General features: G+C 62.8%; 28 protein-coding genes. 18 read left to right on the top strand and 10 right to left on the bottom strand.

Annotation, left to right across the window (positions count from 1 at the left end; all coding sequences use genetic code 11):
- Positions 1-92: 92 nt before the first annotated feature.
- Positions 93-851, bottom strand: a complete 759-nt coding sequence (locus NKH16_RS32930; RefSeq protein WP_352749481.1) for an SDR family NAD(P)-dependent oxidoreductase — start codon at positions 849-851, stop codon at positions 93-95.
- Positions 852-950: 99 nt separating this feature from the next.
- Positions 951-1,553 carry a choline-binding transcriptional repressor BetI gene (gene betI, locus NKH16_RS32925; protein WP_352479299.1) on the bottom strand — a complete coding sequence of 201 codons (603 nt, stop codon included), beginning with the start codon at positions 1,551-1,553 and terminating at the stop codon, positions 951-953.
- Positions 1,554-1,675: 122 nt separating this feature from the next.
- On the opposite strand from betI, the gene choX reads away from it, so the two are divergent.
- Genes choX through NKH16_RS32910 form a run of 3 tightly spaced genes read left to right on the top strand, consistent with a single transcriptional unit; the run spans position 1,676 to position 4,925 of the window.
- Positions 1,676-2,611 carry a choline ABC transporter substrate-binding protein gene (gene choX / locus NKH16_RS32920; RefSeq protein ID WP_352749484.1) on the top strand — a complete coding sequence of 312 codons (936 nt, stop codon included), beginning with the start codon at positions 1,676-1,678 and terminating at the stop codon, positions 2,609-2,611.
- Positions 2,608-3,468 (top strand): alpha/beta fold hydrolase, encoded by an 861-nt coding sequence (locus tag NKH16_RS32915; RefSeq protein ID WP_352749487.1) that lies wholly within the window; start codon positions 2,608-2,610, stop codon positions 3,466-3,468. The genes choX and NKH16_RS32915 overlap by 4 nt, the downstream gene beginning before the upstream one ends.
- A gap of 8 nt (positions 3,469-3,476) precedes the next feature.
- Complete coding sequence (locus NKH16_RS32910; protein ID WP_352749490.1) at positions 3,477-4,925, top strand: amidase; 1,449 nt, start codon at positions 3,477-3,479, stop codon at positions 4,923-4,925.
- Between the two features lie 46 nt (positions 4,926-4,971).
- Here NKH16_RS32910 and NKH16_RS32905 read toward each other — a convergent pair whose 3' ends face one another.
- Positions 4,972-5,766: an NIPSNAP family protein gene (locus NKH16_RS32905; protein WP_352541617.1), complete on the bottom strand. Its 795-nt coding sequence runs from the start codon at positions 5,764-5,766 to the stop codon at positions 4,972-4,974.
- A 150-nt stretch (positions 5,767-5,916) separates the two neighbouring features.
- Here NKH16_RS32905 and NKH16_RS32900 point away from each other — a divergent pair, with 150 nt between their 5' ends.
- Both NKH16_RS32900 and NKH16_RS32895 read left to right on the top strand, forming a co-directional pair.
- Complete coding sequence (locus NKH16_RS32900; RefSeq protein ID WP_352452761.1) at positions 5,917-6,315, top strand: hypothetical protein; 399 nt, start codon at positions 5,917-5,919, stop codon at positions 6,313-6,315.
- Positions 6,316-6,501: 186 nt separating this feature from the next.
- Positions 6,502-7,095 (top strand): TetR/AcrR family transcriptional regulator, encoded by a 594-nt coding sequence (locus NKH16_RS32895; protein WP_352743449.1) that lies wholly within the window; start codon positions 6,502-6,504, stop codon positions 7,093-7,095.
- Positions 7,096-7,157: 62 nt separating this feature from the next.
- On the opposite strand, the gene NKH16_RS32890 is transcribed toward NKH16_RS32895, so the two are convergent.
- Positions 7,158-7,751: a hypothetical protein gene (locus NKH16_RS32890; RefSeq protein WP_352452760.1), complete on the bottom strand. Its 594-nt coding sequence runs from the start codon at positions 7,749-7,751 to the stop codon at positions 7,158-7,160.
- Between the two features lie 119 nt (positions 7,752-7,870).
- On the opposite strand from NKH16_RS32890, the gene NKH16_RS32885 reads away from it, so the two are divergent.
- On the top strand, positions 7,871-9,001 hold the full coding sequence (locus NKH16_RS32885) for a metallophosphoesterase (protein WP_352743451.1): 1,131 nt from the start codon (positions 7,871-7,873) through the stop codon (positions 8,999-9,001).
- A gap of 63 nt (positions 9,002-9,064) precedes the next feature.
- Here the strand turns inward: NKH16_RS32885 and NKH16_RS32880 are convergent, their stop codons facing one another.
- Positions 9,065-9,244 carry a CsbD family protein gene (locus NKH16_RS32880; protein WP_254820647.1) on the bottom strand — a complete coding sequence of 60 codons (180 nt, stop codon included), beginning with the start codon at positions 9,242-9,244 and terminating at the stop codon, positions 9,065-9,067.
- A 147-nt stretch (positions 9,245-9,391) separates the two neighbouring features.
- On the opposite strand from NKH16_RS32880, the gene NKH16_RS32875 reads away from it, so the two are divergent.
- Positions 9,392-10,060, top strand: coding sequence for a glutathione S-transferase family protein (locus NKH16_RS32875; protein ID WP_352743453.1), 669 nt, complete (start codon positions 9,392-9,394; stop codon positions 10,058-10,060).
- Between the two features lie 83 nt (positions 10,061-10,143).
- The gene (locus NKH16_RS32870; protein WP_352680715.1) at positions 10,144-10,899 is read left to right on the top strand and encodes an SDR family NAD(P)-dependent oxidoreductase; all 756 of its coding nucleotides are present in this window, start codon (positions 10,144-10,146) and stop codon (positions 10,897-10,899) included.
- A 19-nt stretch (positions 10,900-10,918) separates the two neighbouring features.
- Here NKH16_RS32870 and NKH16_RS32865 read toward each other — a convergent pair whose 3' ends face one another.
- Entirely contained in the window at positions 10,919-11,770 is an 852-nt protein-coding gene (locus tag NKH16_RS32865; RefSeq protein WP_352749494.1) for a LysR family transcriptional regulator, read from the bottom strand.
- A 97-nt stretch (positions 11,771-11,867) separates the two neighbouring features.
- Here NKH16_RS32865 and NKH16_RS32860 point away from each other — a divergent pair, with 97 nt between their 5' ends.
- From NKH16_RS32860 to NKH16_RS32830, 7 genes are all read left to right on the top strand, one after another.
- Entirely contained in the window at positions 11,868-12,329 is a 462-nt protein-coding gene (locus NKH16_RS32860; protein WP_352616790.1) for a RidA family protein, read from the top strand.
- A gap of 48 nt (positions 12,330-12,377) precedes the next feature.
- Positions 12,378-13,166: an SDR family oxidoreductase gene (locus tag NKH16_RS32855; RefSeq protein WP_352680713.1), complete on the top strand. Its 789-nt coding sequence runs from the start codon at positions 12,378-12,380 to the stop codon at positions 13,164-13,166.
- A 435-nt stretch (positions 13,167-13,601) separates the two neighbouring features.
- Positions 13,602-13,811, top strand: a complete 210-nt coding sequence (locus tag NKH16_RS32850; protein WP_010915421.1) for a cold-shock protein — start codon at positions 13,602-13,604, stop codon at positions 13,809-13,811.
- A gap of 348 nt (positions 13,812-14,159) precedes the next feature.
- The gene (locus NKH16_RS32845) at positions 14,160-14,387 is read left to right on the top strand and encodes a hypothetical protein (protein ID WP_023677608.1); all 228 of its coding nucleotides are present in this window, start codon (positions 14,160-14,162) and stop codon (positions 14,385-14,387) included.
- A complete protein-coding gene (locus NKH16_RS32840) occupies positions 14,387-14,794 on the top strand; it encodes a hypothetical protein (RefSeq protein ID WP_352517839.1) in 408 nt (135 codons plus the stop codon). Before NKH16_RS32845 ends, NKH16_RS32840 begins: the two co-directional genes overlap by 1 nt.
- Position 14,795: 1 nt before the next feature.
- Complete coding sequence (locus NKH16_RS32835; protein WP_023722752.1) at positions 14,796-14,960, top strand: hypothetical protein; 165 nt, start codon at positions 14,796-14,798, stop codon at positions 14,958-14,960.
- A 50-nt stretch (positions 14,961-15,010) separates the two neighbouring features.
- Positions 15,011-15,352 (top strand): YkgJ family cysteine cluster protein, encoded by a 342-nt coding sequence (locus tag NKH16_RS32830; RefSeq protein WP_352517854.1) that lies wholly within the window; start codon positions 15,011-15,013, stop codon positions 15,350-15,352.
- A gap of 34 nt (positions 15,353-15,386) precedes the next feature.
- Here the strand turns inward: NKH16_RS32830 and NKH16_RS32825 are convergent, their stop codons facing one another.
- Positions 15,387-16,307: an AraC family transcriptional regulator gene (locus NKH16_RS32825; RefSeq protein WP_352517838.1), complete on the bottom strand. Its 921-nt coding sequence runs from the start codon at positions 16,305-16,307 to the stop codon at positions 15,387-15,389.
- A gap of 170 nt (positions 16,308-16,477) precedes the next feature.
- Between NKH16_RS32825 and NKH16_RS32820 the strand changes: the two genes are divergently transcribed.
- Positions 16,478-16,897 (top strand): nuclear transport factor 2 family protein, encoded by a 420-nt coding sequence (locus NKH16_RS32820; protein WP_352517837.1) that lies wholly within the window; start codon positions 16,478-16,480, stop codon positions 16,895-16,897.
- An 86-nt stretch (positions 16,898-16,983) separates the two neighbouring features.
- Positions 16,984-17,595 carry a LysE family translocator gene (locus NKH16_RS32815; RefSeq protein ID WP_352680712.1) on the top strand — a complete coding sequence of 204 codons (612 nt, stop codon included), beginning with the start codon at positions 16,984-16,986 and terminating at the stop codon, positions 17,593-17,595.
- A 26-nt stretch (positions 17,596-17,621) separates the two neighbouring features.
- Here the strand turns inward: NKH16_RS32815 and NKH16_RS32810 are convergent, their stop codons facing one another.
- From NKH16_RS32810 to NKH16_RS32800, 3 genes are read right to left on the bottom strand one after another with little or no spacing between them, the layout of a single operon-like run.
- Positions 17,622-18,008 (bottom strand): nuclear transport factor 2 family protein, encoded by a 387-nt coding sequence (locus tag NKH16_RS32810; protein ID WP_352452751.1) that lies wholly within the window; start codon positions 18,006-18,008, stop codon positions 17,622-17,624.
- Positions 18,005-18,472 carry an OsmC family protein gene (locus tag NKH16_RS32805; protein ID WP_352903611.1) on the bottom strand — a complete coding sequence of 156 codons (468 nt, stop codon included), beginning with the start codon at positions 18,470-18,472 and terminating at the stop codon, positions 18,005-18,007. Before NKH16_RS32805 ends, NKH16_RS32810 begins: the two co-directional genes overlap by 4 nt.
- A 50-nt stretch (positions 18,473-18,522) precedes the next feature.
- Positions 18,523-19,533, bottom strand: a complete 1,011-nt coding sequence (locus NKH16_RS32800; protein WP_352823588.1) for a zinc-dependent alcohol dehydrogenase family protein — start codon at positions 19,531-19,533, stop codon at positions 18,523-18,525.
- A 95-nt stretch (positions 19,534-19,628) separates the two neighbouring features.
- Between NKH16_RS32800 and NKH16_RS32795 the strand changes: the two genes are divergently transcribed.
- Entirely contained in the window at positions 19,629-20,228 is a 600-nt protein-coding gene (locus NKH16_RS32795) for a TetR/AcrR family transcriptional regulator (protein ID WP_352452748.1), read from the top strand.
- Positions 20,229-20,458 lie beyond the last annotated feature (230 nt).

Raw genomic sequence — 20,458 nt, 5'->3', positions numbered from 1 at the left:
TCGCATCAAGAAATGCGCCTGGAACGACGACTATCTCATCAATGCCATCACTCATATGCGATAGCCCTGCCCTCGAGGGGGAGATCGCAGCCTCACCCCGCCGTGTATCCTCCATCCACGGCGAAGATTCCGCCGCTGGTCCATGCCGCTTCGTCGCTGGCGAGATAGACCGCGATGCCGGCAAGGTCGCTGGTCCGGCCGATGCGGCCGAGCGGGTAGCTGCGCTCGACATAGGCCTTGAGCTCGGCTTGCGCGGCCTCAGGCAGGTTTTCGATCGACCTGCGCCGCATCGCTGTATCGACCGTGCCGGGCGCGATGCCGTTGACTCTTATGCCGCGCGGCCCGAGCTCGAAGGCGAGCGACTTGGTCAGCGAATTGAGCGCGCCCTTCGACAGCGAATAGAGGCTGGACGGCCGCTTCGGGATCATCTTGTGCGCGAAATAGGACGAGATGTTGATCACCGAGGCCGCGCCCGGCGCGAGATGCGGCAACAGCCGCTGGGTGAGGAAGAATACCGCCGTGACGTTGAGTGCGAAGGACTGCTGGAACTGATCCTCGCTGACGGTTTCGAACGGCACAAGGAACGCCACGCCGGCATTGTTGACGAGGATATCGACAGGTGGGCCGCGCCTGGCATGCTCGACCACGGCATCGATGCCGGCGCTGGCCGACAGGTCGGACGAAAGCGTTCCGACATTATCCCCGAGCTGCTTGCGGGCGGCGTGGAGCTTTTTGCCGTCGCGGCCGACGATCAGCACGTCCGCGCCTTCGCGCAAGAAAGCCTCGGCGATTGCCAGCCCGATCCCGTCCGAGCCACCGGTGACCAGTGCCCGTTTGCCGCCTAGTCTCATCCAACACTCCCGCACGTGCCGCCTTGTCTGATAACGAGAACAGCGCCGTTGCCAATTGTGGTCAAGCCGCCGGCCTATCCTACAATATGATGCGCCTGTCTATTCGGCAGCGGCTGCACCGCGCCGAACAGCCAGCCGCGTAGCGACGAAATCCTTGACCTGATGAATGGCCTGTTCACGCGTGACGCTGCCGGGTTGCAGGCCAAGCCGCAACCACAGCCCGTCGATCAGGGCGGTGACGCCGAAAGCGATCTCGTCAGCATCGCGCGCCGGCGCCAGACCGCGCAGGCCGGACAGCAGGTTGGAGCGCATGCGCGCATGGATCACCTTCTGGATGCGGGCAAGCTTTTCGTCGCGCGGCACCTCCGCGCAAAGTGAAAGCCAGGCGTGGCAGAGCGAAGGCTGGAAGAGATGCGGCTCGAAATTGCCTTCGATGATGGCATCTATCCTTTGCATTGGCGTGCGCGCCTGTCTCAGCCGCTCGACCACCGCATGCCGCAGCACCAGGTTCGATTCCCGCATGGCGTGCTCGAACAGTTCCCGCTTGCTGTTGAAATAATGCAGCACGATGCCCTTCGACGCGCCGGCCTGTGCCGCCACCTTTTCTATGGTCGCGCCAGCTATGCCTTCGCGCTGAAGCACGGCAAAGGCGGCTTGCCGCAGCTCCTTGCGGCGTATGTCGCTGAGACGCTTGAGTTTCACGGGCCGGGATCCTGCATCGAAAACCGACGTTGACATTTTTGTCCGCCGAGATCAATGATTGACCACTGGGACAATATAAAAACCGAGTGGTCAACATCGTTGGTGAAATGAGGAGAACCGAAATGCTTCGTAGCCTTGGAATAGGCGCCTCGCTCTGCGTCCTGCTGGCGATCCAGCCGGCCTTTGCGGCTGAACCTGAGCAATGCAAGGTCGTGCGCATGGCCGAGCCTGGATGGAACGACCTTGCCTTCACCACCGGCGTCACCAGCGTCTTGCTCGATGCGCTCGGCTACAAGCCGGCAAGCTCGCTTCTGGGCATCAACGTCATCTATGAATCCTTGAAGAACAATGATTTGGACGTGTTCCTTGGCTATTGGGATCCGGCGATGATCACCTACTACGAGCCCTATAAGAAGGACGGCTCGGTAGACGATGTGCGCGTCAATCTCGTCGGCGCCAAATACACCTTTGCCGTGCCGACTTACGTGTGGGAGGCCGGCGTCAAGGATTTTGCCGACCTGCAAAAGTTCGCCGACAAGTTCGGCAGGAAGATGTACGGCATCGAGCCGGGCTCGAACCAGCTGATGATGGACGCCATCGCCGATAAGTCGCTCGGCCTCGATGGCTGGCAGGTCGTCGAATCGAGTGAAGCCGGCATGCTTTCCGAGGTCGGCTACGAGATCAAGGAAAAGCGCTTCATCGTCTTTCAGGGCTGGGCGCCGCATCCAATGAACACGATGTACGACTTCAAATATCTGAGCGGCGGCGACAAGTTCTACGGCCCGAACTTCGGCGCCGCGACGGTGACGACGCAGGTGCGCAATGGCTATCTGCAGCAATGCCCGAATGTCGGGCAGTTGTTGAAGAACCTCGCCTTCGATGTCGATTTCGAAAATCTCGGCATGGGCTATCTCATCAATGACGGCATGAAGCCGGAGGAGGCCGGCCTGAAGGCCCTCAAAGAGAATCCGGATAGGCTCGGCGCCTGGCTTGCCGGTGTCACCACATTCGATGGCAAGCCCGCGCTCGATGCAGTCAAGCAGCAGCTCGGCCTGTGATATCGGCCGATCAGGCGGGCTGGAACGGCCGCAAGCGCAAGGTCGGTGCCGGCTGCACTGAAACGGCCTGCGTCGAAATCGCCGGGCAGGAGCCCGCGCTGGTGCTGGTGCACGGCTTCTCCGACACGAGCCGCAGCTTCTCCTTGCTGGCGCCACATCTCGCCGGGCGCCGGCTTGTCATTCCAGACCTGCGCGGGCATGGCGCCTCGCCGGCCGGGACACGCGGCTTCGCCCCAGCGGATTTCGCGGAAGACGTGGCGAGTTTGATCGAGCGATTGCGGCTCGAGCGGCCGGTTCTGGTCGGGCATTCCCTGGGCAGTATGGTGGCGATCGAGGCAGCCGCGCGCTACGCCGAGATGATCGGCGGCCTGGTGCTGATGGCCGGAACGCTACGGCCGCAGATCGGTGAGGATCACCCGATGACCATTGGTGTGCGGGCGCTTCGAGATCCGATATCACCGGCCGATCCGTTCTATGACTATTGGCATGCCTGCGAGGCCGAGGTTCCAGCGGAATTCCTGACCATGACTGCGGAGGAGGCGTCAGCCATGCCGGCGGCACTCTGGCGCGCAATCCTGGAGCAGGTTCGGCGCATCGATCTGACCGACAAGGCGCGCATGCTGCGCCTGCCGGCGCTTGTCATTGCTGGCGGGCGCGACCTTCTCTTCGACGAAACGCACCAACGGCGGCTCCTCGAAGAAATCCCTAGCGCCGCGTTCGTAAGCGCGGTGCGATGCGGACACAACCCGCACTGGGAGGATCCGGCATTGGTCGCGGCAGCCATCGGCCGGTATTTCAAGGTCCGGACCAAAGCTGGACCCCAGCCGACAGCCGAAGCGACCGGTAGTCCGGGCTGAGAGCAGTCATGAATCTTTCCGAATACGTGGCGTTGGATGCCGTCGCCCTGGCCGGGCATGTTCGCTCGGGCGAATTATCCGCCGTCCAGGTCGTCGAGGCGGCTATCGAAGCGATCGAAAGCATCAATCCCGCCCTCAATGCCGTGACGCTGATCGATGCGGATCGGGCGCTTTCCGTCGCGGCAAGCTGCAACCGGCAGGCGGCACTCGCCGGCATTCCTTTCCTGGTCAAGGACACCGGCGTCAATGTACGGGAGTGGCCGACGACGCACTCGTCGCTCTACTTCAAGGATGCCGCGCCGAAGCCCGACAGCGAGATCGTCCGGCGCTGGCGGGCCGCCGGTCTGATCTTGCTGGGCAAGACAAACACGCCTGAATTTGCCAACGACTTCGTCACCGAACCCAGCTTTCGCGGCCCCACCTCGAACCCCTGGGATCCTTCGCTGACGGCGGGCGGCTCAAGCGGCGGAGCTGCTGCCGCGGTGGCGAGCGGCATGGTGCCGGTCGCCCACGGTTCCGATATCGGCGGATCGATCCGGGTGCCGGCTGCCTGTTGCGGCGTGTTCGGCATGAAGCCGTCGCGTGGGCTCACGCCTGTCGGGCCTGGTCGAGGTCAGGTCGGCGCCGGGCTCTACGCCGAGAACGTCCTGTCCCGCACCGTTCGCGACAGCGCCGCCATGCTGGACATGACTGCCGGTCCAGAACAAGGAGCGCCTTACTCCGTGTCCAAATCGGTGCCGTCCTACCTGGATTGGTTGTCTTCCCCCGGCGAGCGTCTGCGCATCGCATGCCTGGCGCACCGGCCGGACGGCACGCCCGTCGCATCCGAGATCGGGGCAAGATTCCAGGAAGCCATGATCCTCCTCGAGGAAATGGGGCACGAGGTCACAGAGGCGCGTTTCCCGCGGGAAGCCAGCGCCGAAGCGGACTGGAGCATCTTCTGGATGTCGGAGGTCGCGCGGCTGGTTGACGAGCGCGCCGACGAGATCGGGCGGATGCCGGGGGCCGGCGAAATCGAAAGCCTGACTCGTCACGCGCTCGACTGTTTTCGGCGATCCTCGGCCGCCGATTATCTCAGGGCGCAGGACCATGTGCACAGCGCTTCGCTGGCGATGGCGATGGCGTTCGATGGGTTCGACCTGATCACGACGCCGACGACGGCCGAGCCTACGCCCCGGCTTGGCGCCATCCATGGCGATGGTGCTCTCTTCGATTACGAGGCTTGGGCGAGCCGGGCCTACGGCTTTGCGCCTTTCACAGAAATCTTCAACGTCACCGGCCAACCGGCCGCCAGCCTGCCGCTTTTCCAGTCGAAAGACGGCCTGCCGATTGGCATCCAGCTCATTGGCCGCAAGAACGAGGATCACCGGCTGCTGCGCGTTTGCCTTGATCTGGAGCAGGCAACCGCATGGACCACGCGTTACCAGGTGATCCATGGCAGGCATTTTCAGGCGTGAACCAGACAGGGGTTCAGTGCACATAGGTGGCTTTCAACGGCGTTGGTCACGCCGGCGTTGGCTGTCCGAGCAGCGACCGCGCCGTGGGCGCCAGGCGCAGAACCTCCACGGGCCTGGCCAAATCCCGCTGCGCGGCCTGCTCGAACACTTGCCACCCCGGGGATGCGGCCAAGGCTGCCTCGCGGCGGGCATGTGCATCGGCGCTGGCGAAACCGGTGATGCTGATGAAGACGTTTTCGCTGGCCCGCACCGGCAACCGCGGAAAGCTGTTTTCGGCATGCTCGGTAACGAAGGCGGCGAGCGGCGACGCGCCAAATGCGGCGAGCACCGGAAGGGCCGCGGTCTGGAAGTCATTGGCGAAACGGGCTTCCAGGCCCGGTTGCAAATGATGAATCCTGATGACAACAATTGCCTGCAAATCACTGCTTGCGCTCGGTTTTTCGAGGTCCGCCTGGGGTAATCGTAGCGATCCCGAGAGGTCTAGGCCGGCGCCTGGCCAGGCCGGCTTCAGCAGCAGCACGTCGTCAGAATCGATCATCGTGGCGTTGGCGGCGTCGCGCCAGGCAGCCCAGACCGGCCCGTCATAGAAGGCGGTCAGAGCGTTTTTCCGCGCTTCCATACCGTCGAAGCCGCGCAGCCAGACGAACATATCCGGCCGGTCGAGATCGCGGAACTGGCCGATGATGGTCATCCCTGCGGTTTCCTGGCCCTCGATCAGGTGATTGTCGAAGATGCCGATCAGCGTCTCGCGCCTGCCGGGTTTCAGCGTGTATTGCCTGAGTTCGACAACGGGCGAGGCGAGCATATCGGGATTAGGTATGGCGTTCAAAGGCAGGTTCATTGCGCGATCTCCAAAACAGGACAGTCATCCTGTTTTACAAAACAGACCGGTTGTCCTGTTTTGTCAATCTGCTATCGTGTGAAGATGTCAGCAGAGATATCCGCTCGCCCAAGGTCGCGGGCTCAAAAACGCACCAACGACCCCCAAGGCATGCGCAAAAAGGTGCTCGATGTGAAGCAGCCAGAAGCGCCAAGGGACCCCGAAAGAGAATACGTTGAGGCTGCCATATTGCACCGTCAACTACTTGAAATGGGGGATGTCAAAGGATCGAATGCGGCTCACGACCGCTTAATCCGCGCAATAAGAGAGATCAGGAACCGACCTGATCTTGGCCGATCTTTTCTGTTGGGAACCCTGAGGCATACAGACGAAAATGTCAGGTTCTGGAGTGCCGGGCACCTTTTGCCACTCGAAGAAAAAATGGCTCTTGCCGATTTGAAGAGCCTCGCAAGAGACGCGAAATCGTCGGTGGTTAGTTTAAGTGCCGATGTGACCGCAACGGAGTGGCGAAGAGGCACGCTGGATATTGATTGGTTCATGAAAGAGTAGAAGCAGCGCCTCGTCCGAATCGATCACTGGCCGTTGGCGGCGTCGCGCCAAGCAATCCCGACCGGCTGTTTTACAAAACAGACCGGTTGTCCTGTTTTGTCAATCTGCTATCGTGTGAAGATGTCAGCAGAGATATCCGCTCGCCCAAGTTCGCGTGCTCAAAAACGCACCAACGACCCCGAAGGCATGCGCAAAAAGGTGCTCGATGTCGCCGAGGAGGCGTTTCAGGCACGCGGCTATCATGCGTCCAGCATGGGCGACCTGATGGCGACGGCGGGCGTCACCGGCGGCGCGCTGCACCACCATTTCCCAACCAAGAAGGCGCTCGCGCTCGCAGTGATCGAGGAGCGGGTCGCCGCCGCCGTAGAAGAGACATGGATCGCGCCGATGCGGATGGCTCCCTCAGCGCGCGAGGGCGTGCGCTCCGTGTTCGCGGCCGTCGCGGCGGAGCTGGAGCGGCAGGGTTTCGTGCGCGGCTGCCCGCTCAACAACCTGGCGCATGAACTGTCGCTTGCCGATCCGGATTTCCGCATTGCCCTTGCCAGCATTTTTTCTACCTGGCGTCAGGCGATCGCCGACAAGATCAGGGCCGACCAGCAGGCGGGCCGGGAGCAGGGCATCGATCCGCAGCGCTTCGCAGCGTTGGCTGTCGCCAGCTATTCCGGCGCCATGTCGATGGCCAAGACCGCGCAGGACGCAAGCGTGCTGCGCGATTGCCTGATGGCATTGGAACAGGGAGTCACGAGGCGACGTCGCAGGATACTGCACAGAGCGCTTTAACGCTGGCAGGACAGAGGCCGCAGTCGCTGATATCGCGACCGAGGCGGGGAGGCCGAGCTCTCCTAATTCGGCAGCGGCTTGATCAGCTCGTAGCCGACCACGCTTTCGGCACTGGTGCCCTCGTCATAGCGCCTGGCCACAACTGCCTGCAGGTCGGGTGCGTAAAGCGCGATGAATTCGTCCCGCGTCTCGCCGGCCTCGCTCCTGATCGTCTGCTTGACTGCGAGCACGGAGTATTTGCAATCACCCAGGCTGAACGTCTCCTTGCCCTTGACGTTGATCTCCAGCGTCTCGGTGCCCTTCGGCGGCTTGTTCGGTGCGAGACGGGCAAATACGATCTTGCTCTTGGCACCCGCCTTCAGCGGGAACACCTTCCTGAGATCGGAAAACGGGATCATCGCCAGCTGCCCCGTGCTGCTGTCGCGAAACACTTCGATCAGCCCGCCGAACAGGTACTGCGACTGCGGCGATTGCGACTGGTATTTGTTGGCAACCGCCACCATTCCGCCCGCCGCCGGACGAAATTCGCTGTGGATGCCGGGCCTTTCGAGAATGAAGCCGGCCTTGGCCGATTTGGCGTCGATGCACCCGGCGCCATGCGCTGCGCTCGTCACCGCCAGAATCGCCATTGTCATGCCGATGGATGTAGCTTTCATGGCGTCCTCCTTTGCCCGCGCAAGTTGAATGCCGAAAGCAATGCCAGACCTGGGAGAACGTGTCGACATACTTTGCGAGCAACTGGACTGCCGGTCCGCGTCGTGCTGAATTTTAGCGCATGATGTATCGCATTCCCGCCCGGCCGGTTTCCCGGCGCAGCTTCCTGATGCAGGCAGCGGGCCTTGCCGCGGCCGGCGCCGTTTCGCACCCGGCCTTCGGCCAGACCGGCCAGCGCATCCCGCCGATCGACGCCACTTTTCTGTTCATCGCCGATGTCCATGCCTGCCGCATGGCAAACGGATTGAGCCCGCATTGCGAGCAGGAGGGCAAGACAGACGCTGCCTTGCTGCGCAATGTCGCCGCACTCAACGGCGTCGGCGACAGGCAATGGCCGGCTGAAATCGATGGCGTTGCCACCGGCCTGCGCTCGACGGGCAACATCGGCACGCCGCTCGGCCTCGTCGTTGGCGGCGACATCACCGATGATGGCGGCGGCCAGATCACCCAGCCCAGCGAGGGCACGCAACTGCTTCAGTTCAGCCAGCGCTACCAGCAAGGCGTCGGCCCTGACCGCGTGCACATGCCGGTCTATGTCGGCCTCGGCAACCACGACCTCGACCAGAACGGCCCGCGCTCGCATGTCGACTGGTACCGCCGCGAAATGCGCGACTACGTCGAGATCAACCACCGCCCCGGCGTGTTCTTCAAGCCGCCTGCGCCGGCGACCGACTACGATGTCGGGACCGATTGCTATTCATGGGATTGGGGCGGCCTGCATCTTGTCCAGACGCACCGTTTCGCCGGCGATACCGGCCATGGCGCCACCAGCAGCCTGCCATGGCTGAAGCAGGACCTGGCAACCTATGCCGGCGACGGCCGCCCGGTCATCCTGTTCCAGCATTATGGCTGGGATACTTTTTCGATCGAAAGATGGGACGCCGCCGAGAAAACTTTCGACGACGGCGGCAAGGGTCCGCCCCACTGGTGGAGCGAAGCCGACAGGCAGGCGCTGCTGGCTGTGCTGAAGGGTTACAACGTCGTCGGCATCTTCCATGGCCACCAGCACGCGACGCCGATGATCTACCACCGTGACGAGGTCGACTTGTTCAAGCCGAAGGCCGCCTTCATGGGCGGCTTTGCGCTGGCGCGGGTGACGGGAAACAGCATGGATGTGGTGCTGGGCGAAGCCGCCGGAGATCATGGCGAGGTCACCTTCACCAATGCATACAGCAAAAGCCTGACTTTCTGACGGGCAGGAGAGGGCCAAAAAAGGCGGCCGAGCCGCCTTTTCCTCGTTTGCGAAGGGCCACCCTCAAAGCGCCTTCTTCACCTTGTCCTTCACGTCGCCGTAAGCCTTCTGCATCTTGCCGGTCGCCTTGTCGACGTCGCCTTCGGCCTCGGTGCGCCTGTTGCCGGTGGCCTTGCCGGCGGTCTGCTTGACCGAGCCCTTGGCTTGCTTGGCAACGCCGGCAACCTGATCCTTGTTCACCATCTCGCATCTCCTGAACCGTTCGCCTGGAGAAACGGTCGCGGATCGCTTAGGTTCCGGGTTCTGCCCGTCGATTGGGATAGCTTCCGGCCGCGAAGCCGACAGGATAGGGTGCACCAGAACGCCCGAACAGACAGGGCCGGAGGGACAATGGCTGAATTCACGCTCTTCATCGGCAACAAGTGTTTTTCGTCGTGGTCACTGAGGCCATGGCTGGCGATGAAGCACCTGGAGATCCCGTTCGAGGAGGGTTTTGTGCGCCTGCGCACGCCCGAGACCGCGGCCAATCTGGCCAGGATATCGCCGACCGGCCAGGTGCCGGTGCTGAACCATCGGCTGCCGAATGGCGAGGTCCGGATCGTCTGGGAAACCCTTGCCATCCTTGAATATCTCGCCGAGCTGTTTCCCGGGAAAGAGCTTTGGCCGGCCGACATCGGCGCCCGCGCGCTGGCCCGCTCGGCGGCGACAGAGATGCATTCCGGCTTTCGCGAGGTCCGCTATGGCTGGCCGATGAATTTGCGCCGGCCGAAAGGCTACAAGCCGCTCGACGCCGAAGGTGAGACGCAACGGGCGCGCATCGAAGGGCTATGGCGCGAATGCCGCGAAAAACACGGCAAAGTCGGCCCGTTCCTGTTTGGCCGTTTCACCGCGGCCGACGCCATGTACGCGCCGGTCGTCACCCGCTTCGACACCTATGGCGGCACGCTGGCGCCCGACACCCGCGCCTATGTCGACGCCGTGCTTTCAATACCGGCGATGCGCCACTGGTATGCCGAGGCGGCGAAAGAGCCTTGGCCGGAGCCCGGCCCAGACGAGTAGAGCCGAGCAACCGGCAAGCTGGTCTTCCACTTCGCGGCCCGCGGCCTATCTGAAGATCGGGCAGGGGCCTTGGAGACTTCACAATGACTTCTGTTTCTTCCGCACTAGCCGGCAAGGTCGCACTCGTCACCGGCGCCTCCTCGGGCATCGGCGAGGCAACGGCTGTGGCGCTCGCAGCCGCCGGGGCCAAGGTGGCGATTGCCGCACGCCGCGCCGATCGTCTCGAAGCGCTGGCCGCGCGTATCGAAAAGGCCGGCGGCACGGCGCTCCGCATCCAGGCCGACGTCACCAGCAACGACGATGTCACCGCCATGGTCGACAAGGTTGTCGCCGAATGGAGCCGCCTCGACATCCTCGTCAACAATGCCGGGGTGATGCTTCTGTCGCCCGCCGCCGAGGCGGTGCTCGACGACTGGCGCCGCATGGTCGAGCTCAACCTGTTGGCGCTGATGGGCGTCACCAAGGCGGCACTGCCGCATCTGAGGGCCGCCAAGGGTCACATCGTCAACGTCTCGTCAGTCGCCGGCCGTGTCGCCAATCCCGGCGCCAGCGGCTATGCAGCAACCAAGTTCGGCGTCGTCGGCTTTTCCGAATCGCTGCGCCGCGAAGTCTACGCCGACAAGGTTCGCGTCACCGTCATCGAGCCCGGCCTGGTACGCACCGAGCTCGGCGACCACATCACCAATCCGACGTTCAAGGCTGATCTGGATAAGCGGCTTGCCGCCATGGAGGCGCTTACCGCCGAGGACATCGCCGCGGCCATTCTTTACGCGGTGTGCCAGCCGGCACACGTCAACGTCAACGAGATCGTCATCCGCCCGACCGACCAGGAGCGGTGAATGACGTCAGATCTTTTCGCTACGTCTCGAAACCCGCCCGCAGGAAATCGCCACACTCCTCGACCAGCCGGGACGGGTCCCTCGCGAGATAGACGCCGAAATCCGCTGTCGGCGCCGGCGGCAGGTTGAAGCGTCCGTTGAGGCTTTGGCAGTCGGGCGGTAGTCCTTCCTGCAGCAGAAGGCCGATGCCAAGCCCGGCCCTCAGCGCCGAGTTCAGTGTCGCGAAGGTCGACACGCGGCAGCCGATCTTCCAGCCGATCCCGGCCTCGGCGAGCGAAGCCAGCATCCTGTCCTGCCAGGAGCAGGCGCCTTCGAAGATGATCAGCGGAAGCTCAACCTCGTCATCGATCTCGATCATGCGGCTTGCCGCCCAGACCAGCTGTCGTGACAGATGGCCTCGCGGCGCCTTTGTGAAGCGCGCCGGATCGGCCATGACGATGTCGCATTTTCCTTCGCCCAGCGACTTGCTGAGATCGGTGCTGCTGGCTGATGTCAGCTCGATCTCCACGGAAGGATGCCGGCGGCGGAAGTCGGCGATGATCAACGGCAGCCGTGTCACCGCCAAATCCTCGACGATGCCCAGCCGGACACGGCCGACCAGACTGCGGCCCTCTATCTCGCGCCTGGCATCGTCGCCGATCGCGATGGCCTTGCGGGCGAAGGCGAGCAGGATCTCGCCGGCCTCGGTCAGCGTCACGCCGCGCGGCGAACGGCGCAGCAGCTCGGCGCCGACTTCGCCCTCGAGGCGCTGAAGCTGCATGCTCACCGCCGCCTGGGTGCGGGCAAGCCGATCGGCGGCCCGGCTCACCGTTCCCGTATCGGCCACGGTGACGAAGGCGCGCACCAGCCTGACGTCGATATCACCAGTCATAAAAATTCCTGATAGCTGGGTCAGCACTATCAGGCTATCCGAAAGCCCGGTCTGAATTCAAGGTCCGCTCGCGCCAACGAAAACAGGAGCAGCCACCTTGTCCTACAGAAGAAGATTTGAGGAGTTCGGTGTCGCCTGGCCGTCGCTCGATCGGCCCGCTTTGCCGTTCTCGCCGACGGTTCGGGTCGCAGACATCGTCTATGTCTCCGGTCAGATCCCCGAGATCGGGCAGGAGATCGCTGCGATCGGCCAGGTCGGCGCAGAGATCGATCTGGCCGCGGCGCGGAACGCCGCCCGGCTCTGCGCGGCCAACATCGTCTATTGGCTGGACAAGGAATTGGACGGCAATCTCGACCGCGTCGTGAGATTCGCCAAGCTGACCGTCTATGTGAACGCGGCGGCCGGCTTTGCGGCCTATTCGGAGGTCGGCAACGGAGCATCCGAATTTCTGCTCCATGTTTTTGGCGAGCGTGGCGAGCATGCCCGCTGCTCGCTCGGCATGGCCGGCTTGCCGGCCAATGTTCCGGTCGAAGCCGACGCCATTGTGCATGTACGCTAGGGAAGTCGCCCGAAAAATGGGCAGTGAAACCAAGAGGACGCTTGGCTGATGGCTGCAAATCTTGAGGGAAGGAAGGCGCTTGTTCTCGGCGGAGGCAAGGGCCTCGGTTTCGGCGTCGCCGAAGCGCTCGCGGCGAAAGGCGCCGAGATCATCCTGGTCGGACGAGGGGAGGAGACCCGGGATGCGGCGCGGCACGCAATCGAGTCCGCCGGCCACATCTGCTCGACTTTCAGCGCCGATCTTTCCGATAACGACAGCGTCTCCCGGCTGATCCGTGCCATCGAGGACGAGCATCAGCGGATCGACATCGTCCTGCTCAATGGCGGCGGCCCGCCGCCCTTCGCGGCCAGCGTCTTCGATGCGAGCGTCTGGGAGAAGCAGTTCACCAGCATGGTGCTGAGCCAGATGCGCATCGCCATTTCTTTCCTGCCAGGCATGCGGGCGCGGCGCTGGGGACGCATCATCGCCGTCTCCTCCACGTCCGTCCGCGAGCCGATCCCCGGCCTCACCGCTTCGAATGCGTTGCGCGCGTCGCTTGCCGGCTGGGCCAAGACCCTGGCCGGCGAAGTGGCGGCGGACGGCGTCACCGTCAACCTGTTGCTGCCTGGCCGTTTTGCGACGGACCGGACGAAGCAGTTCGACGCGATGGACGCCGCCGACAGGGGTGTGGACGCTGCTGTGATCGCCGCCGAGAGTCAGGCCGAAATCCCGGCAAAGCGCTACGGGACCCCCGCCGAATTCGGCGCGGTTGCCGCATTCCTGGCCAGCGACGACGCCGCCTATATCACCGGCGTGGCTTTGCCGGTGGATGGTGGGCTCAGCCGCGGCATGCTGTGAGGGGCAGGCGGCGCGAATGCTCGCATCACACAGGAACGCCCCTCGTGCCTTTTATCTGCGCGGGGGGCGTCCTGTTTGTCGTCCGCCTCTCTCAAGATCGCTCTTTCAAGAACGGCTTTCGACACCGAAAGAATGCCCGCGGTGCCAAAATGGTTCCCGGCTAAGTGGTTTTTTCGGCGGGCAATAGCCCGGCTTTCGCCGTCCGATGTGCTGGCGCGGGCCGCCGCCGCGCGTCTTCGCGAGTGTGGCAAATCAAAAAAATTGACACAACGCGCAAAGAAGTCTATAAGAATTTTGTCGATATTTGTTTGACCGACTTTTGTTATCCGCGTGCTTAGGCGCGCCTTTGGCGAACTTCCCCCATCAAAATCGAGACAAACGTTGTTGTGCATCCGCATGACGGCGAACGAATATTTGCCATGGAAAGGGTTCGTTATGAGCACAGGCACAGTTAAATGGTTCAACGCCACCAAGGGTTTTGGTTTTATTCAGCCTGACGACGGTTCTGCCGACGTTTTCGTCCACATCTCAGCCGTCGAGCGCGCCGGAATGCGCGACATCGTCGAGGGCCAGAAGCTTGGCTACGAGATGGTCCGCGACAACAAGTCGGGCAAGATGTCCGCCGACCAGTTGAAGGCGGCCTAAAACGGAATTCAGCCTCACCGGTGACCACGGATGTACTGGCACCGGTGAATGGCAAATTCCAGCGCATGATCGCGGGATGTTAAATCTCGGAGCGGATCATGTGCATTGAGAAGAACGTTTCTTTGCGCGTTTCTCGGGATGCGCAGGCGCTCTTATGGAAGGTCAGGCGGTGCCTGGCCTTTTTCATTTTTGCGCTTCGACCGCCGAAAGAGCGCTGCTCGACGGCCCGGACGTGCTAAGGACGTTCCAGCAATTTGAACCGGCTGCCGTATTGCTTTGTGCGGGATCCTGGCCGAAAGACCAGTCTCGCCACTTTTCGGCGGCGTGCTCCGAACCGGGAGAAAGACCTTGACCGCAACTTCAAAAAAACCCCGCGACCAGGCCGAATCCATTTTCAGCAAGACGCGGACCCAGTCGATGTCGCTCGACCGCATCAATTCCGAACGGGATGCCGTCAGCCAGGCCCGCGAAGCCAAGACCGCGCGGCTGCGCGAATTGCGGCTGGAGAAGGAAGCCGACGACATGGCGGCGGCGGTTGCGCTCGCGGCCTCGCCGAAACGCGCAGGCAAACGCTGATGGCCACCAAACGCGTGCCTCAAAAGGCGATCGCCGCAGATTCGACCATCGCCGATGTCGTGGGCGAACTAGACAAGCCGGTCGAATATGTCCGGCGCGTGCTCGAAAAGCTCGAGCGCTGCAGGCGTGTCCACGGCGATGCCCAGGTTCGGCTCGGCGTGCGCGGTCGTGCCGAATGCCCCAATTATCTGATTGAATACGTCCGGGAAAACGCCAAGACCCGCGAGCGCATGACCTTTCAGGATGCCGCTTACAGCGGCAGCACGCATCGCGAGCTGGCGCCCCGGCACATCGAGGAAGCCAGGAACTGGTCGCCCGAAGAAATGAACATCACGGCCGTTTCGGCGCTCATCGGCCGCCTTCGCAATCCGAATGCGCCATCATCGCGTTTCTCTGACGAGGATTGATATGGCAATCAAGTTTTCCGCCAAGGGCCAGCCGGCAGCGCCTGCTGCCGCCGTGAAGCCGGCCAAGCCGGCGGCCGCGCCAAAAACCGGCGAAGCCGCCGAAGCGGGCACCGATCTGTTCAGGTCGCCGGCGGAAGCACCGCCGCGCAAGCCCAAGAAGAAATAGCGTCCTTGCAGCAAAATGCCGACCGGAAATCTGCGCCAAGGCTGCTTGCCCTGGCGGTCGCAGAGGAGTTTTCGTCGCCACAAGAGGGCGTCGGTCCGATTGCCTTCGATTGCCAGACCTGTGGCGCCTGCTGCGCCTACTCGTCCAGATGGCCGCGCTTCTCCACCGAGGATGACGCGCAGCTCGACCTTATCCCGCAAAAATACGTGGCTGCCGACGAAGCCGGTATGCGCTGCGACGGCGCGCGCTGTTCGGCACTGTGCGGCGAGGTCGGCAAGTCAACGGCCTGCGGCATCTACGACATCCGCCCCGACGTCTGCCGCGCCTGCATGCCGGGCGATGACGACTGCCTGATCGCGCGTCGGGCTCACGGTCTGCCGACGCTTGAATGACGGCCCTCGGGCTGGCGTCCCAGTTTGAATTTCGTCAATCAGATGCGCGAAAGTCGCTGCGGTAGAGGCCGGGCGATCGTCCGGTCAATCGTTTGAATGCCTGCGAGAACGACGGCACCGATTCATATCCGACGGCGCGCCCGATCTCGCCAATGTTCTGGTTCGTTTCCCGCAGAGCCTTGGCGGCAAGGTTCATCCGCCACCGGGTCACATAGGACAGCGGCGGCTGTCCTACCAGTTGAGCGAAGCGACGCGCGAAGGTGGCCCGGGACTGTGCTGCGCCGCTGGCAAGGGAAGCGATGGTCCAGGGATTGCCCGGCCGCTCGTGGATCAGGCGCAAAGCCTGCGCAATGCCTTTGTCGCGCAAGGCGCCAAACCATCCCCCTGTTCCGAGTGGCTGATGTTCGATCCAGGCGCGCAACAAGAAGATCAACGTGCTGTCGAGAAGGCGTGGGGCGACAATGTCGTGGCCGCCGAGATCGCCTTTCGCTTCGACCTGCAGAAGTTCCAGGGCAAGCCGCAGCGGCTCGCTGGTGTCGATCTGATTCCGGGTCAAATGAATCAGCGGAGGAAGCAGCGAAACCATCGGATATGGCCCGACGCCGTCGAGTGAATATCTCGCACAAAGAAGAGTTGTCGCGCCGCTCTCGCTTTTCGGTTCCAGTCCGCTCCGATTTGCGGAAAGGACGGCGGATATCGATGCCGTCGGTGCATCCGCCGGATTGCAAAGGGCATGCCCGATACCGCTCGCGACAAGGATGACATCTCCCTCGCCTAAGCGGATCGGCTCCCTTTCACCGGCTAACCGCAGCCAGCATTCGCCGTTCTGTATGACGTGGATGGCGGCATTCCTTGTCGGATCCACCGAAATACCCCATGGCCGATGCAGGGTCGCGCTGCCGATCATGGCGCTGCCAAATCTCAGCGAAGCAAGAACTTCGGACAAGGCGTCCATGAGAACCATCCTCCAACGATGAATAGGACGACGCTATTAGACGATTGGATAAGAATCTAGTGGAATAGCGTATCGACCATCTCACAATCGCAACAGATCATGTTGGCAATGTCGGCGTGCGGACGCTCCTGTCCACACCGGGCAGAAGCAGGCACGGGAAGGAGCAAAACATGCGTGACGAACCATCAAATCCATTTCCAGCCGAGAGTCATAATTCGCTCGAGACCAACAAGACGATCGTCCTGGACTTCATCGACAAAGCAGTAAACCAAGGCAACATCGAAGCTGCTTCGATGCATTTTGGCGAACGCTACATCCAACACAATCCGAACATTGCGGATGGTGCGGAAGGCTTCAAAGCCTATCTGCAGCAGCTCAAACAGTCATTTCCCCTCGTGAAGGGAGAGGTGAAGCGGATTTTTGCCGAAGGGGATTTCGTCATCGTGCACATGCACGCAAAACGCGAACCGGAGGAGGAGGGCTTGGCCATTGTCGACATTTTCAGGCTGAAGGACAGCAAGCTGGTCGAACACTGGGAAGTTCGGCAGCCCATCGCGGATAGCAAGCTGCACGCCAATAGCATGATCTGAATGCGGACAGGCTCTCAGGCTGGCTTGTGCCCGCACGTTTCGCTGATTACGCTGCCGGCGGCGGGGCCAGCACCGGGAGACCATCTGTGAGCATCGAATTTCTGTTGACGTCGCTGATTGTCGTGGCTTCGCCCGGCACCGGCGTTCTCTATACGCTGAGCGCCGGGCTTTCACGTGGTGCGCGCGCCAGCATCATTGCCGCTTTCGGCTGCACGCTCGGCATCATTCCGCACATGGCGGCCGCCATCACCGGCCTCGCGGCACTGCTGCATACCAGTGCCGTCGCCTTCGAGACGCTGAAATATCTCGGCGTCGCCTACCTGCTCTACATGGCCTGGAACACGCTGAAGGAGAAGGGCGGCCTGAGCGTCGAAGAAAATGTCGCGCCGCGCTCGGCCGGCAAAGTGATCACTTCGGGCATCCTCATCAACATCCTCAATCCGAAGCTGTCGATCTTCTTCTTTGCCTTCCTGCCGCAATTCGTCAGCACCACCGAACCGCATGCGCTGTCGAAAATGCTGGAGCTCAGCAGCATCTTCATGCTGCTCACCTTCGTGGTCTTTGTCAGCTATGGCATTTTTGCCGCGTCGATCCGCAGCCATGTCGTGTCGCGGCCAAAGGTGCTGACCTGGATGCGCCGTACCTTCGCCGGAGCCTTTGTCATGCTCGGCGCCAAACTGGCGCTGGCGGACCGGTAGACAGGAAGGTCGCGGGCAGCGCAAATCTATCCCTTCACATAGCCCATGGCCTCGACGATCTGCCCGTCCGCCACGCGCATCAGGTTGACGCCGCGCAGCGAATTGCCGTCGGCCATGCAGTAGCGCCAGCGGATCGTCGCCCGGTCGCCGGCGACGAAAGTTTCTTCGATGTCGAAGCGCGTGCCGGGTCCGGTCGCGATCGCCGACCACAGTTCAACGCAGGCGCCCTTGCCGATGCGGCGGGCGCCGTCCGGGGCCGGCGTGGTGTTCTCGATCACGCAATCTTCCGCCACCAGATCGTCGAGCGCCGAAGGGTCGTGGCGCTGGAAGACGTCGTTGTAGCGCCGCATGATCTCGGCCGTTTCGGCGGAGCGTTTGGCCGCCGCGATGTCGATGATGAGTTCCTGTGTCATTGGATATTCCTTCCCTTCAGTGATCGGTAGCGGTTTCGACGAGGCGGGCCTTGAGCGTGATCACGGCGACGCCGGCCAGCGCCCCGCGACACGAGGCAGCTCTCCTTGGCCGTCTGCGCCAGCCGCTCGAACTCCCCCGCCGCCAGCCCGGCGACGCTTGCCTCGGTCTCCAGCTCGATACGGGTCAGCGTCGGTCCGGCCGCAGTGGCGCTGAGATGCGCTTTCGCGATCGTGTGGATGCGTGCGGGAGTGTAACCTTCGCGGCCGAGGATGGCGCTCAGCGCCATCGAGAAGCAGCCGGCATGCGCCGCGGCAATCAATTCCTCGGGGTTGGTGCCGGGACCGTTCTCGAAACGCGACGGGAACGAGTAGGCGCCTTCGAAGACGCCGCTGCCGAGCTTCAGCCGGCCCGAACCCTCCTTCAACGATCCCTGCCATTGGGCCTCTGCTTCACGAATGGTCATTGTGTCTCTCCTTTGATTTGAGGGGTCGATCAGATTTTGGGGCGGACCAGTCAGGCGCTGTCGACGACCACTTTCCCGAAGACGTCGCCTTGCTGGAAATAGCGATAGGCGTCGTTGGCCTCGTCGAAGGCGAACACCTTGTCGATGACAGGCTTAAGCCGATGCACCGAGATGGCGCGCAGCATGGCTTCGAGGTTGGTGCGATTGCCGACGAACAGGCGGCTGATGGTGGCGAGGCTGCGCTGGTAGACCGGGCCGGGGATCTGCACCGTCCCGCCTTTCGCATCCTGTATGGTGAGAAGCACGATGCGCCCGTAAAGCGCGCAGGCGATCATCGATTGCGCGAAGGTCGGCGGGCCGCCGGTCTCGACGACGAGGTCGATGCCGCCGGTCTGCTCTCGCACCGCAGCACCCCATTCCGGCATGTCGGCGGTCGAGACGACGAGGTCGGCGCCTAGCGCCTGCAGCCGGTCCAGCTTCTCGTTGCGCGAGGTAACCGCCACGACACGGCAGCCGAGCAGCTTGGCGAATTGCAGCGCAAATAGCGCGACGCCACCTGAACCGATGACAAGAACCCATTGGCCGGGCTTCGGCATTTCGGCCCCAGTCACGGCATTCCAGGCGGTCAGGCCGGCGCAGGTTAGTGTCGCCGCTTGATGCCGGTCGAGATGATCGGGAAGCCGCACCGCCCATTGCTCGTCGAGCACGGCGTATTCGGCCAGCATCCCGTCCAGCGTGCAGCCAAGCTGGTCGATCAGACCGGCATTGATGCGGCCATCGATCCAGCGCGCAAAATAACTGCCGGTGACGCGGTCGCCGACGGCAAAGCGGGTGACGGCATCGCCGACCGCAACGACTTCACCGGCGCCGTCGCTCAGCGGAACGACCCCTTGGCGCGGCGCCAGCGGATAGCTGCCGTTGAGGATCATCGTGTCGCGGCGGTTGAGCGAAGCGGCGCGGACACGCACGACGATCTCGTGCGGCTTCGGCGTCGGCTGCGCCTCGTCGCGCATCACCAGGCACTTGGTCCCGCAGGTTCCTTCAAGACGATAACTGCGCATTTGCCTCTCGATATGTAGACTGATCTACATATTATGTAGACCGATTGTCATATTCGAGGCAAGGCCTATAATGCTCACTCCTGACAGAGGTTGACATGGCGAACGACACCCGTACCCGCATACTCGAGACCACGGGACGCCTGCTTCGGCAGCGCGGCTATCACGGCACTTCGCTCAACGACATATTGAGCGCCTCAGGCGCGCCGAGAGGCTCGCTCTATTTTCATTTTCCGGGCGGCAAGGACCAGCTGGTCATCGAGGTGACGCGCGACAGCGTCGCCGATGTGACGCAGAGGCTGGACGCCGCACTCGCTGCCGAAAAGGATCCGGCGGTGGCCGTCCACCACATTTACCAGTCGGTCGCCCGCATGTTGGAGGACAATCGGTTCACGCTCGGTTGCCCGATCGCGCCCGTGGTGTTGGACTCGCCGACAGACGTGCCGGAACTGGCCGAATTGTGCCGGTCCGCCTTCGAGCAGTGGATAGGCTTGCTCAGGGCGGCCTTCGTCAGGGCAGGGGTGCCCGAGCGCCGCGCGTACGCGCTCGCATTGCTGGTCGAATCATCGCTGGAAGGGCTGATGGTGATCGCACGCGCCACCCACGACCGCGCCCCGGTGCTGGCGGTAGCCGATGAGGTCGCGGCGCTGATTGAGGGGGCATTGCCGGCCAAGAGTGCCGCTGCCGCGGTGCATTGATATCGCCGCTTGAGCCGGGGCAGCCCGCTATGAAGCAAACAAAAAGGGCGGCATCGCTGCCGCCCTTTCCGTAAGCTTGCGAGATTGGCTGGATTAGAAATCCATGCCACCCATGCCGCCCATGCCGCCGCCGCCCATGCCGCCAGGCATGCCGCCGCCAGCCGACTCCTTCTTCGGAGCCTCCGCGATCATGGCTTCGGTGGTGACCAGCAGGCCGGCGACCGAGGCCG

The sequence above is a fragment of the Mesorhizobium sp. M1307 genome, assembly GCF_040318155.1.
Lineage (GTDB): Bacteria > Pseudomonadota > Alphaproteobacteria > Rhizobiales > Rhizobiaceae > Mesorhizobium.
Note: the sequence above shows the minus strand (reverse complement) of the source record. Positions and strands in the feature narration are given on the sequence as shown.